Raw genomic sequence first — 16,907 nt, 5'->3', positions numbered from 1 at the left:
GCACTACTATTTAGCTTTTGTTGTGTCACTCATGTACGTTCAGCAATTCTAGTCAACAATTGTCTGAACCATGATTTAGGTGGATTATAAGAATAAACCAGATGAAAGAAATTTTAAATGACATTTCATGAATAAAGTTTTTTCCTTGTTTCTTCTGTCCATTACGATTTTAAGTTTTTCATGTAACCGTGCAAAAGAAAAAGCGAAAGACGCCATTAATAAAACGGGCGAAACCGTTGGTAAAGGCGTTTCTGAATTTGCAGATGGATTGAAAGAAGGTGTCACCAAAACATTTGACTGTACCCTGGAAGTTTCAAAAGATCTCAACGGAAAAGGAATAAGTACAGGCAAGTTCAGTATTGAATCAGACAGCGCAACAGCTAACAAAGCCGTTGTTTACCTCATCTTTGAAAAAGACTTTAATCAAACAATCAAAGCAAAAGTATTTGATGCTGATCATAAAGAATATGGACGCACATCTATACCAGTAAGTGGTAAAGCGGGTGAAGCAAAATTTGTTGATTTTGTTTTCGACCAACGAACCGATATTGAATCAAGAAGTAAAATTGTATTTGAGTAAAATTTCCTCCCAATCTTAATCATCTCCCCAAATCATGGTTCAGACTTTATGCGTTTGTGGTGCAGGAACAATGGGTAGCGGTATTGCACAGGCTGCTGCACAAAGCGGTATCTATACATTACTTTTCGATCTGAACACAGAAGTATTGCAAAAAGCAGAAGCCTCCATCAATAACAATCTGGAATCATTAGTACAGAAACAAAAAATAACGGAGGAGCAGCGGAGGAACAGCAGCGGTAAACTTCAATTCATCAGTGACATCAATGGTTGTATTGCCGATGTGATCATTGAAGCCATTATTGAAAAACCGGATGCGAAAATTGCACTGTTCAATCAACTGGCAGAGATCAATCATGGTGATACCATCTTCGCCAGCAACACTTCATCACTCTCTATTTCGTTGTTACAAAAATCAATCAACAAACCACAACGGGTAGCTGGTCTGCATTTCTTTAATCCGGCAACTATCATGAAGTTGGTGGAAGTGGTGCGTGGCGAACAAACCAATGAAGAAGTAGTTGATGCATTGGTTGCATTAACAAAGCAAATGAATAAAACACCGGTGATCTGCAAAGATTCACCCGGCTTTATTGTGAACCGTGTTGCACGGCCTTATTACATCGAGGCGTTGCGATTAGTTGAAGAAGGCGTTGCTGATTTTGCAACCGTTGATGCATTAATGGAAGCAAGTGGTTTTAAAATGGGACCGTTCAAACTCATGGATCTTATTGGTAACGATATTAACTATGCAGTTAGTTGCAGCGTGTATGAGCAACTCGGCAAACCCGAACGTTTGAAACCTTCATCAATTCAAAAAGAAAAAGTAGAAAGCAATAAGCTTGGTCGTAAGACCGGTGAAGGCTACTATAAATATTGAATACTTGCATGAAAACATCGTACTTCGTACCTCGTAAATTTTACTTCGCATGATCTTCGTTACCGGCGGCGCAGGTTTAGTTGGCTCGGCTTTATTAAAACAGTTGTTGCAGGAAAAGCAAGGACCAATCAAGGCATTGTACCGTACGTCGATGCCGCTGGTGTTGAGCGAAGAAGAAAAACAACAGATCGAATGGATAAAAGGCGATGTGCTGGATGTAAATCTGCTTGATGAAGTAATGCAGCATTGTAAAGAAGTATATCACTGTGCTGCAGTTGTATCGTATCACAGCAGTCGCCGGCCGGAGATGTACAAGATCAATATTGAAGGTACCGCCAACATGGTGAACATGGCGCTGGAAAATAATATCCGCAAGTTTGTGCATGTTAGTTCAATTGCTGCTGTTGGTAAAACTGCCGATGGGCAAGCTATCACCGAAAAAGCAGAATGGACAGAAGAAACCAACAACTCCCACTACGGCAAAACAAAGTTTCTGTCGGAAATGGAAGTATGGCGTGGCATTGGTGAGGGGCTGAATGCTGTTATTGTTAATCCATCTGTTATTTTGGGTGAATCGAATTGGGAGAACGGATCTGTTGCCATTTTCAAAAAAATGTGGGAAGAATTTCCCTGGTACAGCGGCGGTGTAAAAGGTTTTGTTGATGCAAAGGATGTTGCCAATGCCATGGTGAGTTTGATGAATAGCGATATCAGCGCTGAACGTTTTATCCTTAACGGAGAGAATCTCAGTTTTCAGCATTTATTTACCAAAGTAGCCAAGGGCTTCAATAAAAAAGCTCCGCAAAAATTAGCCAAGCCTTGGATGGGCGAACTGGTTTGGCGCATGGAAACATTGAAAGCAATGTTCAGCAATAAAGAACCATTGCTCACCAAAGAAACCGCTGATGCTGCGCAAAGCATCTCCATTTACGATGCTACCAAAATTGAGCGTTTGCTTCCCGGTTTTGCGTACACTCCCATTGACGAAACGGTGAAGCGTACCTGTAATTGGCTGATGAACCATTACGGACTTAAATAGGTTTGAACTACTTCCGTTGCCTGTTAAGCTTTGTTTGTACTGTTATAAGTATGGCCTACCTAACCATTGATTTCCCAACATCAACCGTTTGCAGGATAGAGGCATAAAAAACTTGGTTTATCTTTCATACCGATTGCTGCTGCGTGCAGTTGTGCGTATGACTTAAACCAACTATTGCCCCTTCAACTAACTGCACATGTCCATTTCCAAACCCCATTTGAGTTTTTGGCAGATCATTAATATGAATGTTGGCTTTTTTGGCATTCAATATAGTTTTGGTTTGCAGCAAAGTGCAGTGAACCCTATTTACGATTTCTTAGGAGCAAAGCCCGATGAAATTCCATGGCTCAATTTAGCAGGACCGCTCACTGGTTTAATTATTCAACCCATCATCGGTGCATTGAGCGATAAAACATGGCATCCACGTTTTGGCCGACGCACACCTTATTTTTTTATTGGTGCCATGATCTGCAGCATTGCTTTATTCCTTTTTCCGTTCAGCAGTGCATTGTGGATGGCCGCCGGTTTACTGTGGATACTTGATGCAGGCAACAACACAGCCATGGAGCCTTATCGTGCTTTTATTGCCGACAAGCTTGATGCATCACAACAACCAACAGGTTTTCAAGCGCAGAGTTTCTTTACAGGCTTTGGTCAAACACTGGCCAATGTTTCATTGTTCATCTTCCCGTTGATCTTTATTGGGAAAACAGGTAAACTTCCAACATGGGTATTTGCTTCGTTTTTTCTTGGTGCAGTTTGTTCCATTGGTTCCATCTTGTGGAGTATCCGCACAACACCTGAAATACCGCCGAGTGAAGATGAATTGAATGCAATCAAGGAAAAGAACAAGGGCATGCCACATCCTGCCGTTCAGTTTTTTCTTTCCATCATCACTACTGTTGTTGCTTACACTATTATCATCATCTTACTAATTCCTTCTTTGTTTGTAAAAGGTTTGCTGCGACGTGTATTGAACTATACCGAAAGGCACCCTACACTTAAAATTCTTTTTGCACAGAATATTGAAATCGTCGATGCCATCAGCACCATGCCCAAAGTAATGTGGCAGCTTGCACTTGTTTATTTGTTTCAGTGGTATGCGTTGTTTTGTTATTGGCAAAACTCATCAAAAAGTATTGCTCTCTCAGTTTGGAATACAACACCAGAACAAAATGCTGAACTGTATGAAAAAGCAGTAAGCTGGACTGGTTTAGTAAACGGCTGGTACAATATTGTTACGTTCCTGTGTGCATTCGGTTTGGTGTACTTCGCAAAAAAATATTCTCCCAAGCTGGTCCATTTTGGTTGCCTCATAATTGCCGGTGTTGGTTTGTTATTCTTTCCTTCTATTGAAAATAAATATTTACTGTTCCCCGCTATCACCGGCTTTGGTATTGGCTGGGCAAGTATGATGGGTATTCCTTATCTCATTGTGGTAAGTAAAATTCCAAAAGAACGTTATGGTGTGTACATGGGTGTTATCAATATGATGATCGTTATTCCTATGTTCATTCAAACCACAACATTTGGTTTTATTCTCAAAAACTTTTTGAATAATGACCCTGGTAATGCCATTGCTTTTGCAGGCGTATTCCTGGTGATTGCTGCATTGCTTACGTTACTAATTAAAGCTGATAAACCCACAGATGATATTGCAATGGTGGGCGGTGCCGGTCATTAATATAATTTAAACAGATGTGTATGGAAAAAATCAGTTTCTATATCCTGGGATGCTTCTTTCTTTTATCATGCACAAATGAAAAAGCAAAAGATGATCAGTCATCTGATGCTATCGATACAAAACGCACATGGTGGAAAGAGGCTGTGGTGTACCAGATCTATCCACGTAGTTTTAAAGACAGTGATGGAGATGGTGTTGGTGATCTCAAAGGCATCATCTCAAAACTAGATTATATTAAATCGCTGGGCATTGATGCTGTGTGGTTAAATCCTGTGTATGAATCGCCGAATAAAGACAATGGTTATGATATCAGCGATTATCAAAACATCATGAAGCAGTTTGGAACCATGAATGATTTTGATGTGTTGCTGAAAGGCTTTCATGATCGTGGTATTAAAGTAATGATGGATCTTGTGTTAAACCATTGCAGCGATGAACACAAATGGTTTAAAGAAGCCCGCAAATCACGCAGCAGTCCCTACTATAATTATTTTCATTGGTGGCCTGCTGAAAAAGGCGAACCACCCTATCGCTTCAGCATTTTCGATGATAAAGGTTATGGCTGGGAATTTAATAAGCCAACCAATTCTTACTACCTGCATTACTTCGGCGATTTTCAACCTGATCTTAATTGGGAAAACCCTGCGTTGCGAAAAGATATTTACAGCATGATGAAATTCTGGGCAACAAAAGGTGTAGATGGTTTTCGTATGGATGCGTTTGCTTTTATTTCAAAAGACACTACCTGGCCTGCACTGCCTGCTGAATACAATGGCAACTGGCCTTTGTATTATGCAAGTGGTCCGCATTTGCATGAATATATACAGGAAATGAATAGAGAAGTATTAACGCCTTATAAACTTGTTACCGTTGCAGAAGCAATGGGTGATGTGCCACGTGTAAAATTATTTGTTGATGAAGACCGCAACGAACTGAACATGGCTTACAATTTTGAAGCAATAGATTTTGGTTACCTGCCCAATGAATATAAAATGCCCGATCCAAAAGGATGGGACCTGGTAAAATGGAAAGGCATCTATAAAAAATGGGATAGTGCATTTATTGAAAAAGGATGGGGCACGATGTATCTCGGGAATCATGATCAGCCACGCATGGTTACACGTTGGGGAAATGATTCGCCGGAGTACCGGGAATTATCATCTAAAATGCTGACGACATTTATCTTAAGCATGCGTGCGACACCGTATTATTATTTTGGTGATGAAATTGGTATGAACAATATCAAGTTTGATAAGGTGGAAGATTATAATGATGTGGAATTACTCACCAACTATGCGCAGGTAAAATCAAAAGGCGGTGATCTCAACCGCTTTCTTGAAGGCATGAAAATTTCTTCACGTGATAATGGGCGTACACCCATGCAATGGGACAGCACTGCAGGTGCAGGATTTACAACAGGCACTCCATGGTTAAAAATTAATCCCAATTACAATACAGTAAATGTTGCTGCTGCTGAGAAAGATGTAAACAGCTGCCTCAATTACTTCCGACAAATGATCAAGTTGAGAAAGGATAATGAAGCATTGATTTACGGATCGTTTACATTGGTTGATGCAGACAATCCTGATGTGTTTGCCTTTACAAGAGAGTTAAAAGGAAAGAAATTTTTAGTGTTGTTGAATTTCAGAAATAAGGAAGCAGCTGTTTCAACTGGTGTTGATGTAAGCAAAGCAAAACTGTCGATCAGTAATTACAGTAAAGCTTCTGTGAATGGCACGTTGCAACCTTATGAAGCAACCATTTTTGAACTTTAAGATGAACATATGAATAAAATTCTTTGCATCGGTGAAGCCTTGATCGATATGATCTGTACCGACAAAGGCAAAGCATTAAGCGCCGGTGAAAATTTTTTGAAGAAACCCGGCGGCGCCCCTACGAATGTTGCAGCTGCTATTGCTGCATTGGGCGGACAAGTAGATTTATCTTCCAAAGTTGGTGTGGATCCTTTTGGTGATCATCTTATTGCCGTTATGAAAAGTTTTGGTGTATCAACCAAGTACATGCTACAGGATGCACATTACTTTACCACTTTTGCTTTTGTATCATTAATGGAAAACGGCGAACGTGATTTTTATTTCAACCGTGGTGCCGATGGCCAATTAACAAAAGAAGAAGTTGATACAATTGATCTTGATTCGTTTGCACTTGTACATTTTGGTTCAGCTACAGGTTTTTTACCGGGCCCTTTGCAGGAAGCATATATCGGTTTGTTGAATAAAGCATCAGCTAATGATCTCTTCATCAGCTTCGATCCTAATTACCGGCACCTGTTATTTCAGAATAATACAGCTTCATTCATAAATCAATCATGGTATTTTCTTGAGCACTGTCATTTCTTTAAAGTAAGCGATGAAGAAGCAATGATGCTCACCGGCACTGTGACTGTGGAAGAAGCAGCAGCTGTTTTCCTGCAAAGAACAAATGCAGTGTTCACCATTACCCTGGGAAAAGATGGAACGTTGCTTGGATTGAATAATGAAACCATGATCATTCCAAGCATTGCCATTAAACCAGTTGATACTACCGGTGCAGGCGATGCATTTACCGGTGCTGTGTTATACCAGTTGAGTAATAGATCAAAAAAGGAGATCAAGTCGATAAGTGTGGATGATTGGAAACTAATTATTGCCAACGCAAACAAAGCCGGTGCACGCACCTGTGAATACCTTGGTGCCATGGAAGCCTTCAAACATTTAAGTAACGCCATTTTCAATTGACCGTATGTACACCTTCGGAGCACATGAACATATAAACGCCTTGTTAAAAGAACATGGAATTGATGTAGCAGGAGAAGACAATCTTTTCTACACAAGGTTTCTTGCTGATACTTCTGCCATCTTTGAATTGTATTTGCAGTTGTATGAGCATTATCCATCAGCAGAAACATATCTTGATGAGTTAATCAAAACGATCATCAAAGCTTACAAGCAACGTTCAGTTGTATTAAAGCAACGTGATCTGCACAAACTTCAGCAGGAACATTGGTTTCTCAGCAATAAGATCAACGGCATGAGTTTATATGTCGATCGTTTTTGCAGCAACATCAGAACTCTCGAAACAAAACTTGATTACTTCGAAGAACTTGGCATAAACTTTTTGCACCTTATGCCGGTGTTTGAAAGTCCGGCAAATGAAAGCGATGGAGGTTATGCTGTTTCCAATTTCAGAAAGGTGGATAAACGTTTTGGCTCGCTTGATGATCTTTTGCACTTACAGGAAGAAATGCGCAAACGCAATATGTACCTGATGATCGATATTGTGCTCAATCATACATCACACAAACATGAATGGGCTTTAAAGGCAAAAGCAGGTGAAAAGAAATACCAGGATTATTTCTATTTCTATCACGACCGAAGTTTACCTGATCAGTATGAACGGACAATGCCCGAGATATTTCCCGAAAGTTCACCCGGCAGTTTCACATATATAGAAGAATGCAATAAATGGGTGATGACGGTGTTTCATCATTATCAATGGGATTTGAATTACACCAACCCCTCAGTGTTTATTGAAATGCTTGACAGCATTTTCTTTTACGCCAACCTGGGTGTAGATATTCTACGTATTGATGCTCCAGCCTTCATCTGGAAACAACTTGGCACCACCTGTCAGAATTTACCACAGGCACATACGTTGTTGCGTTTGATCAAACAATGTGTACAGGTAGCATCACCGGGAATGGCGTTGCTTGGTGAAGCAATTGTTGCTCCCAAAGAGATCATGAAATATTTTGGCACTGATAACTATACGGCACGTGAATGTGATTTTGCTTACAATGCAACGCATATGGCTTTGCAATGGGATATGCTTGCAACTGGTGATACGAAAGTAATGCTGGCTGCACAACATGATATTTTACAAAAACCATATGGTACATCGTGGATCACTTATACACGTTGTCATGATGATATTGGTTTAGGTTATGATGATAGTATGATAGAGCAGGCAGGGTATAACTCATTTGCTCACCGCAAATACCTGAAGGATTATTATTCCGGGGTTCATCAGGGTTCGCCAGCTGTTGGTGCACTGTTTTCAAGTAATCCTAAAACAGGTGATGCACGTATCAGTGGTTCGCTTGCTTCGTTGTGCGGGTTGGAAAAAGCTATTACAGAAAATAATAAAGAAGCCATTGATCTTTCAATACAGAAAATACTCATGATGCAGGCGCATAGTTTTTTCCTTGGTGGTGTGCCCATGTTATTTTATGGTGACGAGGTTGGCTACACGAATGATTACTCTTATCTGAAAGATGAAGGCAAGAGTTATGATAATCGATGGATGCATCGTCCCGTTATTGATTGGAACAAGAATAAGAAAGCGAAAGAAAAAGGAACAGTAGAAGAAATTATTTTCAGCGCTACAAAAAAACTATTGCAAATAAGAGGAGAGTTGCCGATGGTTGCCGATCGTAGCAATATTACCTGGCTTACACCGCATAATGTTCATATTGCCGGATACATTCGTCAAAAAGAAGAGCACCGACTGTTCTGCGTTTTCAACTTCAGCAATGAAGCAGCCTTCTTAACCTGGTATGCATTTAAGGAAAAAGGAAATCCACCTGCAACTTTAACCGATCATTGGAGTGGGCAAACTCACGAGGTAGGAAAGGATCATGAATTTTTTGTACTGCCGCCTTATGGTTTTGCGCTGCTGGAAGGATGATCCTAGCTGATCAACTTTTGAAACGAAGAAACTGATACGTTACCAACTACTTCTCCTTTTACTTCCACAGCAATGTCATTATTCAACTTGTGCAGCTGTAGGCGGCCTTTAAAGATGCTGCTGTTTCTTGCCTGTAAAAAAGATTCAATTGTTTTTTTTCGCTCAATACGACAGACAGATTCCTTCCCTTGGTCGCTGACAACAAAACGAAGTTTGCCGTTGTACGGTTCAACTGAAAAAGTGAATGTATTATCCAGGCGGGTATTATCCATACTTCTTTATTAAAGCTAATAAAACTCCGTTTGTCCACCCAAATCCATCTTGTCCGGCATATTCGCCACCGCCAGCTTCGAGATGCGTTTCAACAACATTGTATTTCTCCATCAACTTACCCGTGCGCTCATACACGTCGTTGTTAAGTTGTATCCAGCGTTTAGCAATCGTTGCAGCTAACTGATGATGACCATAATTTTCCAACCCCACTATGCTCATCCATTGCAATGGAGCCCAGCCATTAGGTGCGTCCCATTGCTGACCCGTTGTTTTTAATGTTGTTGTTAACCCGCCGTCTTTTAAAAATTCATTTTCAAGTGAAGCTGCAACTGCATCGGCCTGTTGTTGGGTGGCCACTTTGAAAAATAAAGGTGCGGCGCCTGCAAGTGTCTTGACCTGCTTTTGCGCATGATCCACACAATCATAATCGGTAAAGAACTTCTGCTCTTCGTTCCAGAAATATTTATAAATGGCTTGCTTCCTCTTTTCAGCTGATTGTTTATGCTTCGCCGCAAGATTTTCATCTTGCTTCAACTGATAGCCTTTTGCAATGGTTTCTTCCAAACGAACCAACAAACAGTTAAGATCAACAGGTACTATCTCTGTTGTATGAATAGTTGAAAAATCATCCTCCGATTTAAACCAACGGCAACTATAATCCCAGCCTGATTCTGCACCGGCTCTTAAATGTGCATACAATGCTTCTGTCGGTTGTTTGGTTGCATGCATCAGTTCAACATCTTCACGATAAGATTCAGGTCTTGCAGTATGATAAGCGTCGCAATAGCGATTCATCAATTCACCTTCCTCCATCAATACCACATGCCTTTCAAAACGATGTTCTGCAGAAATCTCATCAGCACCCATCATCCAGAATTGATATTCTTTTTCTAAAGCAGGTAAGTAATCGATAAGTACATTTTCATTTTTGATCTCCATCATCAATTCAACCATCAACGAATAAAAAGGTGGTTGTGATCTGCCGAGATAATAGGTGCGATTACCATTTGGAATAAATCCGATGGTATTAATGAGATGCGTAAAATTATTCACCATGTTTTCGATCATGTCATTCATACCCGATTCCTTTAAACCAAGCATGGTGAAATAACTATCCCAGTAATACACTTCGCCAAAACGGCCGCCAGGAACTATATATGGGTTTGGTAATGGAATGAGCGAACCTTGTTGAACTGTATCAGGCTCACGTGTGAGAACAGGCCACAACGCATGAATATGCTCAGTTACATTTTCTTTAGCATCGGAATGGTAATCGCTGGCAAATACATGCGGAAGTTGAAAATGTGTTGTTACAAATGAACGAAGATCGAAGTTGGGTTTTAGTTTTTCCTCGTTATACTTTTGAAGAATAAGTTCCGGTGATTGTTTTGCTGTACAATCGACAAATGTTTTTCCATCTTCGAACACTTGTTGCATCTGCACATCCTCAAACAAAGGACTCAATTCAAAAATTTCCTTCTGTTTCACGATCAATGACCTCCTTTCATTTTTATATCAACAACTGCACCTGATTTTGGCTGCAGCCGTTTGAATACATATAACAGTATGATCAAAATACCAATAGGGGCAAGTGAAAAATAAAATGCTGTTTGTCCGCCATACGCTTCAAAAATATTCCCTGTAATGATGGAACCTGTTGAACCACCCAAAGCAGAGAATACAACGATCAATCCGCTCATTGATCCGTGACGATGTGCTGGCAGATTACTTAATATCACCGAGTTGATGGCGGGATAAATTGGTGCAAGGAATAAACCAATCAAAGGAAATATGAATGCCACCAACGGAACATCAGCTAAACTATTGATGCTGGTGCCGCTTATATTTTTTGTTAATGGTACAGCAAGCAATACCAATGCACCGGCAGCAAGCAGGCAAATTACTAATACCATCAGCCAATCTGCTTTTCGTAAGATCAACCCTGCGAGAAAACGGCCTAAGGCAATTGATGCTGATAAAATACTCGCCATTTGTATACTGAGACTTGTAGAAAGTTGTAATACATCTTTGTTGAATGTTGGCAACCAGCTCATGATACTTTGTTCGATCAATACATAAAAGAACGCACTGAATATAAATACAAGCACAAGTGGCAACAGTACTAGTTGGAGCATTTCAACAAAATCATCAGAAGCCGATTTTGATTGTTCTGCCTGTTTTATACTTGATTCATCGAGCCTGGTGCTGAGTAATAATAAAAATGCAACTACAGCTAGTGCACCCAAAATATAATAGGTATTGAACCATGTGGTTGATTTTGGGTCATTATTATCAACCATTGAAGCAAATAAGAAATAACCTGTTAATACCCCAACCATAAAAAATGATTCGAGGAAATTCATAAAACTTAAATGCTCATTCTTTGATTTAGTAACCAGGCCTATGGTTGCAAACACACTCACCTTTATCAATGCAAAACCAATACCCGCTGCTGCAAACAACATCTTGGTCATAAAAAAACTGCTGACCGATGGAATGATCAAACACATTACAGCGATCAACCCCAATGAAATGAGCATTGTTTTTTTATAACCGATCTTGTTTACATAAGAAGCAATAAGAAAAGATGTGATGGCAATGCTGAGATCTTTAAAAGCTTCGAGTATACTGGCCGAGCCTTTTGAAATGTCAAAATTTCCCTGCACCTGCAATATAACAGTGCCTACACTGTTAAGCAGAATGGCAAAAACAAAATAGTTGAGAAAGAGTGAAAGCTTAATGCGAAAGTTGGTCATGGCAAGTGATGGATGAGTAATTAAATATACCCGTTACCTATCATTTACCAAAGCATTTTGTCTATAAAGAACCGCCTTTTACCAGTATTGATTCAACGCAAACGTTTTCGCTAACATCTTCTCCTTTTAAACGTCCCAGCATTTGAGAAAAAGAGAGTTTGCCAAGTTTGTAACCACTTGTTTCAACATAAGTGATGACAGGATTATACATAGTAGGAATAAAGCCATTACTGATGCTGATGACTGCAACATCTTCAGGTACTTTTAAATTTAGCTCATGAATTGCACGCATGACGCCTATGAGAATAAGATCGCCCATGCAAAAAATAACATCAGGAGGATTTGCAGATTGCAATGCTTTTAATGCAATTTCTTTTGATGGTTCAGGTTGTTCCGGAAAATCAAGTGTTACTGTTGCAGATGGTGATTGTTGTTTTATTGTATCAACAAATGTTTTGCTACGCACTCTTGAAATACTTAAATGCGGGTGGCCAAACAACGCAAGTATATTCTTTTTCTTTTTTTCAATGATTGCTTCAGCTGCAAGTCTTGCTGCATCAGCATCCGATAAACAAACTGTATGAAAACCGTTCTCTTCCGGTACACGATCAAAAAAGATCACCGGTATTTTCATATCCTCCAGTTTGTGAAACGGGGCCATATCTTCGGTTGCAATTGATACGGTTGCAAACACACCCATTGCCATGTTCTTGCGGAAGATATTGAGGTTGGCTGTTTCTATTTCAACGTCATCTCTCGATTGCATGATCAATACCGAATATCCAAACTTGCGTGCTTCATCTTCAACAGCGGCAATAAATGAATCGTAAAAGAAATTATCGATGGAGGGAACAAGCAAGCCAAGCACATTACTTTGCCTTGTACGTAACTGCACAGCATAACTGTTGGGTTCATACTCCATAGCTGCAGCCAACTCTTTCACTTTTATTTTAGTAGCTGCCGAAATATCTGGGTGATCTTTCAATGCCCGTGATACTGTTGATATGCTGATGCCAAGAGCTTCGGACAATTTCTTTAATGTACTTTGCTGCATGCAATATTCTTTGGTACTGGAAATCTCATGTTAATCCAGTTAAAGATAAATGATTTCCATTTGCAGCAAAGAAAAACCACGGTTAACACAAAGTGTTTTGTATTTTATAATTGTAGTAATTACATTTTTTCTTTGTTGTTTATTATAAAATCTGCACTTATAAAGTAGTTCGCATTATTCCAGTAAAAGTCGCTGTGATGTTATTGACATAAGAATAAAAAAAACCTCCCTTGTAAAAACAAGGGAGGCACAATTTATACTACTGAAAATAATACTCGTTTAATTTGCACCATCAAGGTTTGCACGTGCAATAGCGTAACCGCCAATTGCATTACCACATTTCAATCCTTCTTCACAATCACTACGGTAATGAATGGCACCATATAATCTTGAAAGCGATGCTTCTCTTGCCATCGCTTCATAAGCTGATTTACGTGCGGGCAATATGCGGCCCAGTATAGTGGCTGCGGCACCGCTAAAGGTTGAGTGGCCACTCATGTAACTTGGGAAGTTTGGTAAGCCAGTCCATGTTTTTATTTCAGGATTCACTTGCGAAGGACGTGGATTAAAGTAAAAGAATTTTGCATCCCAACAAACAACAGCCGCATCCATCATACTCATGTTCAGTAAAGCCAGGTTGCGTGCCCAACGTACTTCGCTGTAACGTTGTTCAATAAAATCATCGGCAGCAATTGCATTCCAATGACCGGGAGGTGTATGTGTTGCCAAACCATCGGCCCAATAATGAACCAGCGCTAGTTCATCACGACTTGCATTCTTACTGTAGTGCAACACTTCGGCTACTTCCTGTTTAAACTTTTCTGATTTGGTTGATGGCGGAGGACCAGGACGAATAGTTGTTACCATTGTTAAAGAATCAAACAACCACGTACGCACACGACCAAACAATGGTAACATCGGTGGACGCTTTGGTGATTCCATACTGATCCACGGCATTTCACCTGTTGCAGCGGTTTGCGTTTCCATCTGTTGCCATACAGTTGCATTACCACCTGCAGCACCGGCTCTGTCGGCTCTTGCACGTGTAACAAATTTTTGTGCAACCAATCTTCCTAATGCTTCACCCGCTTCAATGTCGCTTCGCACATTTAAGCCTGCCATTATTCTTGCATTTTTATGTTCGGTGGCTAGTTGCTGAATAGTTGCCTGCTCACCGGGAAAAAATAATTTCAACATCTCCACCATCACACCAACAACAGCGGCATCTTCACTTGGATACGAGGGCAGATCAGATTGCGGTAATAAAGTTGTAATTGTATTATTGATTTTATACGGAGCTAAGCGGTTGTATAGTTTTTTGTAATGCCACGCTGCAACTAAGGCATCGTATTGCGCAGCACTTACATAAGCATAGGCACGTGATGCGTAAGGAGGATTCGCAAAAGGAAATTGCGGGTTATTAAAAGGATTATTTGCATCGGGAACCGGATAAGTGCCATCAGGATTTTGAAAAGGCGGAAGATTATATTTTGCAATCAGTCCACGCATAATTTCATTCCAGCGAAATACCGCACCGGCGCTCCAGTATTTCATGCGTTCTTTTTGTTCACCCGTCATTGATTTCTGATAACTCTTGATTTCATTCAGCTCAGCCGTATAACCCGGCCCACTTGCAGCACCGGGTGCAGCTACTGCAAACTCATCGGGAGCTGTAAGTAATACCGGTTTCCATGTACCTGCATTTGCGTCGGTGTTTGCAGGATTCAACGCAGTCGCATTCTTTGTTCGCTCAGTAATTTCTTTACTGCACGATGCTACTGAAACACACAATAGTAAAGCAGCCGCAATTTGTTTTATGTTGATGTTCATGATTTCGTTTTTTCGTGTTAGATCAATTTACTCCGCTGTTGTTTTTCCTTTCTTTTTTATTAAGGTTGAAAACATAAAATACAGCACCGTTAACATTGAAACTCTGCCCCATGTTTCTTCCCGCAATTACCTGGCTGGCTCCCCCTGTTAAAGAAAGCTGCGGAAGATTCTTGAATACATACTTGATGTTAGCTCCCATCGAAGTTGCATTCATGCGGTTGCTGATAAAAGGCATATTGTTTTGTGTGATATCAAAGCCACCTTTTGTTGTCCAGTTGTTGAGTACAGCTTCTGCAATGATCCATTGAGTGCGGTAACCTGCCCGAATATTATAGCTTGTTGCATTAGGCATTTTCACTTCGTTCGAAAGAATAAACTCATCGGCATAATACGAATCACGATCGAGCGTAACATTACTGCGCCATACATAAGTTGCTGATGCTGTTGCAAACCATTTATTATCGTAATAATAATCGAGCATCAATCTTGCCATTGCTGTTTTACTTTGCATACCAATGGACAGTGGTAACATATCGGCTGTGTAATTACTCAGCGGTATAGAACCTCCCACCAAACCAATTAAAGCAACACGACTGTTATAGATTTTCTTGTTGATGGCACGATATTTCAACATGAGGCTCAGATCCTGGAAACCACGTTGCCCCCTGAAAGTTCCTGCACTTGCTTTTGTAACTACGTACGGTACATTGAATAACACATTCAGCTTGTTGGTAACTCCGTAGTTACCCATTACAGCAAACATTTGTGTTGATACTGTTCCGAGATTCAGGTTCTCTCTCTTCTTTGTTCCCTCCCAATAATTTTTCCAGCTGCTGTAAGAGTAACCGGGGCCAACGCAAAATGCATTCTTCTCCATCATAATGGCATCAATGTCGGTTTGAGCAAATGATTGCTTAGCTGCAATGCCCAGCAGCATTAACAATAATAATTTTATACTTGATTTCATGTAATGATTGTTTGGTATCGCTTGCTTACAATTAGAATTTTACGGTACAGCCAATATTTATTGAGTAATCAGCAAATGCGGCATCACCTTGCGCATACACACCTGTTGCTTTTGTACGCTGTTTATCGGCATAACTCTGTGTGCGGTTTTTGCTAAACCAATAAGGAACAGTTGCAAACAAGCTTGCTCTTTTAAATTGATAAGCAACGCCGGGCTCAACACCAAAAATGCGGCCGGGGCGACGGAAACCACTACTGCCCCCAATAATATCTTCAGAAGGAACTACTTCTAAACGTACACCTGCTGAAGCGGAGAAAGCACCAGCCATCAGGTTTAATCCACCACGAAGCATGTATTGATCAGGTACGCTCATAACACTGCTTCCCCAAAGAATATTTGTTGCGGAAGTTGTTCCGCCCCTTGCTGTTGATACACCATTGTGTTCACGTGGATTGCTGAGATAATAAAAGTTTCCGTAAGCACTTAATGCTTTTGTGAAAACATAATAACCATTCAGCTCAAGTGAAATTCCAGTGCCGCCATCGCCCAATTGTATGGATTGGTCAACCGGACCCAGCACTTTTGTTGAATCATTCTTCCAGAAAAAATCGTTGTAACGATAATCGCCAGTAGGAAGTTTTAATCCTAATCCCACTTGTATATTTCCACTTTTGCTTTTTACAGGATCAAGCATCCAACGATATGCGGTAATACGCACATCACCTAAGCCGAACGAAGTTGTTTCTCTTCTTGCGTTTGGATTAGTACTGGTATTACCATAGTGCTCATACATAGAAGAACGACGGTTGGAGATAACAGGAACATTTACTGCAAGCGACATGCGCTTATTAAGTTTACGAACCAGTGTAAGATCAAGTGCATGCTGCCAGTTGCGCACATCGGTGCCTTCTTCTACACGATGTTTTTGTTCTTCTGTTCCTACAAAATGACGGAACGAATGAAAGTAACGATAGCCTGTTGTTAATTGCCATTTGTGATCATCTTCTGAATCAGCATGACTCATAGTGCACATGGCTCCATTGCTTCGCACAGCAACGCAACCTTGCGCCGTTACATTTTTACCCGTCATAAAAAGGAATGCAGTAAGTAAAAATTGTAATAAAAATATTTTCTTCATTTCAATAATAGTTTGGTTGTGAT

14 protein-coding genes are annotated in these 16,907 nt (G+C 40.3%); 7 read left to right on the top strand and 7 right to left on the bottom strand.

Features of this window, described 5'->3' with window-relative positions; translation table 11 throughout:
- The first annotated feature begins 127 nt into the window (after positions 1 to 127).
- The 7 genes from ACO1QW_RS20575 to ACO1QW_RS20545 all read left to right on the top strand — a co-directional run bounded on the left by ACO1QW_RS20575 (position 128) and on the right by ACO1QW_RS20545 (position 8,866).
- Positions 128 to 580, top strand: coding sequence for a hypothetical protein (locus ACO1QW_RS20575; RefSeq protein ID WP_486261357.1), 453 nt, complete (start codon positions 128 to 130; stop codon positions 578 to 580).
- Between the two features lie 34 nt (positions 581 to 614).
- Entirely contained in the window at positions 615 to 1,457 is an 843-nt protein-coding gene (locus tag ACO1QW_RS20570) for a 3-hydroxyacyl-CoA dehydrogenase family protein (protein ID WP_486261355.1), read from the top strand.
- Between the two features lie 49 nt (positions 1,458 to 1,506).
- Positions 1,507 to 2,496, top strand: a complete 990-nt coding sequence (locus ACO1QW_RS20565; RefSeq protein WP_486261353.1) for an NAD-dependent epimerase/dehydratase family protein — start codon at positions 1,507 to 1,509, stop codon at positions 2,494 to 2,496.
- A 196-nt stretch (positions 2,497 to 2,692) separates the two neighbouring features.
- Positions 2,693 to 4,180 (top strand): MFS transporter, encoded by a 1,488-nt coding sequence (locus tag ACO1QW_RS20560; protein WP_486261351.1) that lies wholly within the window; start codon positions 2,693 to 2,695, stop codon positions 4,178 to 4,180.
- 20 nt (positions 4,181 to 4,200) lie between these two features.
- On the top strand, positions 4,201 to 5,955 hold the full coding sequence (locus ACO1QW_RS20555; protein ID WP_486261349.1) for a glycoside hydrolase family 13 protein: 1,755 nt from the start codon (positions 4,201 to 4,203) through the stop codon (positions 5,953 to 5,955).
- 9 nt (positions 5,956 to 5,964) lie between these two features.
- Positions 5,965 to 6,918, top strand: a complete 954-nt coding sequence (locus ACO1QW_RS20550) for a carbohydrate kinase family protein (protein ID WP_486261347.1) — start codon at positions 5,965 to 5,967, stop codon at positions 6,916 to 6,918.
- Positions 6,919 to 6,922: 4 nt separating this feature from the next.
- Positions 6,923 to 8,866, top strand: a complete 1,944-nt coding sequence (locus ACO1QW_RS20545; protein WP_486261345.1) for an alpha-amylase family glycosyl hydrolase — start codon at positions 6,923 to 6,925, stop codon at positions 8,864 to 8,866.
- 2 nt (positions 8,867 to 8,868) lie between these two features.
- Here the strand turns inward: ACO1QW_RS20545 and ACO1QW_RS20540 are convergent, their stop codons facing one another.
- The 7 genes from ACO1QW_RS20540 to ACO1QW_RS20510 all read right to left on the bottom strand — a co-directional run bounded on the left by ACO1QW_RS20540 (position 8,869) and on the right by ACO1QW_RS20510 (position 16,884).
- Positions 8,869 to 9,138 (bottom strand): hypothetical protein, encoded by a 270-nt coding sequence (locus tag ACO1QW_RS20540; protein ID WP_486261343.1) that lies wholly within the window; start codon positions 9,136 to 9,138, stop codon positions 8,869 to 8,871.
- Positions 9,131 to 10,627, bottom strand: coding sequence for an alpha,alpha-trehalase TreF (gene treF / locus ACO1QW_RS20535; protein ID WP_486261341.1), 1,497 nt, complete (start codon positions 10,625 to 10,627; stop codon positions 9,131 to 9,133). The genes ACO1QW_RS20540 and treF overlap by 8 nt, the downstream gene beginning before the upstream one ends.
- A gap of 2 nt (positions 10,628 to 10,629) precedes the next feature.
- Complete coding sequence (locus ACO1QW_RS20530) at positions 10,630 to 11,895, bottom strand: MFS transporter (protein WP_486261339.1); 1,266 nt, start codon at positions 11,893 to 11,895, stop codon at positions 10,630 to 10,632.
- Positions 11,896 to 11,956: 61 nt separating this feature from the next.
- Positions 11,957 to 12,949 carry a LacI family DNA-binding transcriptional regulator gene (locus tag ACO1QW_RS20525; protein WP_486261337.1) on the bottom strand — a complete coding sequence of 331 codons (993 nt, stop codon included), beginning with the start codon at positions 12,947 to 12,949 and terminating at the stop codon, positions 11,957 to 11,959.
- A 279-nt stretch (positions 12,950 to 13,228) separates the two neighbouring features.
- Positions 13,229 to 14,779 carry a vanadium-dependent haloperoxidase gene (locus ACO1QW_RS20520; protein WP_486261335.1) on the bottom strand — a complete coding sequence of 517 codons (1,551 nt, stop codon included), beginning with the start codon at positions 14,777 to 14,779 and terminating at the stop codon, positions 13,229 to 13,231.
- A 22-nt stretch (positions 14,780 to 14,801) separates the two neighbouring features.
- A complete protein-coding gene (locus tag ACO1QW_RS20515; RefSeq protein ID WP_486261333.1) occupies positions 14,802 to 15,746 on the bottom strand; it encodes a transporter in 945 nt (314 codons plus the stop codon).
- Positions 15,747 to 15,777: 31 nt separating this feature from the next.
- Positions 15,778 to 16,884, bottom strand: a complete 1,107-nt coding sequence (locus ACO1QW_RS20510; RefSeq protein ID WP_486261331.1) for a transporter family protein — start codon at positions 16,882 to 16,884, stop codon at positions 15,778 to 15,780.
- Between the last annotated feature and the right edge of the window lie 23 nt (positions 16,885 to 16,907).

It is taken from the genome of Lacibacter sp. (assembly GCF_057361365.1).
The sequence above is the reverse complement of the archived record's forward strand: the minus strand, read 5'-3'. Positions and strand labels throughout refer to the sequence as shown.

Excerpts from the sequence above, each read along its gene's own strand:
- ACO1QW_RS20575 (WP_486261357.1), top strand. The coding sequence starts at position 128 with ATGAATAAAGTTTTTTCCTTGTTTCTTCTGTCCATTACGATTTTAAGT.
- ACO1QW_RS20570 (WP_486261355.1), top strand. The coding sequence starts at position 615 with ATGGTTCAGACTTTATGCGTTTGTGGTGCAGGAACAATGGGTAGCGGT.
- ACO1QW_RS20565 (WP_486261353.1), top strand. The coding sequence starts at position 1,507 with ATGATCTTCGTTACCGGCGGCGCAGGTTTAGTTGGCTCGGCTTTATTA.
- ACO1QW_RS20560 (WP_486261351.1), top strand. The coding sequence starts at position 2,693 with ATGTCCATTTCCAAACCCCATTTGAGTTTTTGGCAGATCATTAATATG.
- ACO1QW_RS20555 (WP_486261349.1), top strand. The coding sequence starts at position 4,201 with ATGGAAAAAATCAGTTTCTATATCCTGGGATGCTTCTTTCTTTTATCA.
- ACO1QW_RS20550 (WP_486261347.1), top strand. The coding sequence starts at position 5,965 with ATGAATAAAATTCTTTGCATCGGTGAAGCCTTGATCGATATGATCTGT.
- ACO1QW_RS20545 (WP_486261345.1), top strand. The coding sequence starts at position 6,923 with ATGTACACCTTCGGAGCACATGAACATATAAACGCCTTGTTAAAAGAA.
- ACO1QW_RS20540 (WP_486261343.1), bottom strand. The coding sequence starts at position 9,138 with ATGGATAATACCCGCCTGGATAATACATTCACTTTTTCAGTTGAACCG.
- ACO1QW_RS20530 (WP_486261339.1), bottom strand. The coding sequence starts at position 11,895 with ATGACCAACTTTCGCATTAAGCTTTCACTCTTTCTCAACTATTTTGTT.
- ACO1QW_RS20525 (WP_486261337.1), bottom strand. The coding sequence starts at position 12,949 with ATGCAGCAAAGTACATTAAAGAAATTGTCCGAAGCTCTTGGCATCAGC.
- ACO1QW_RS20520 (WP_486261335.1), bottom strand. The coding sequence starts at position 14,779 with ATGAACATCAACATAAAACAAATTGCGGCTGCTTTACTATTGTGTGTT.
- ACO1QW_RS20515 (WP_486261333.1), bottom strand. The coding sequence starts at position 15,746 with ATGAAATCAAGTATAAAATTATTATTGTTAATGCTGCTGGGCATTGCA.
- ACO1QW_RS20510 (WP_486261331.1), bottom strand. The coding sequence starts at position 16,884 with ATGAAGAAAATATTTTTATTACAATTTTTACTTACTGCATTCCTTTTT.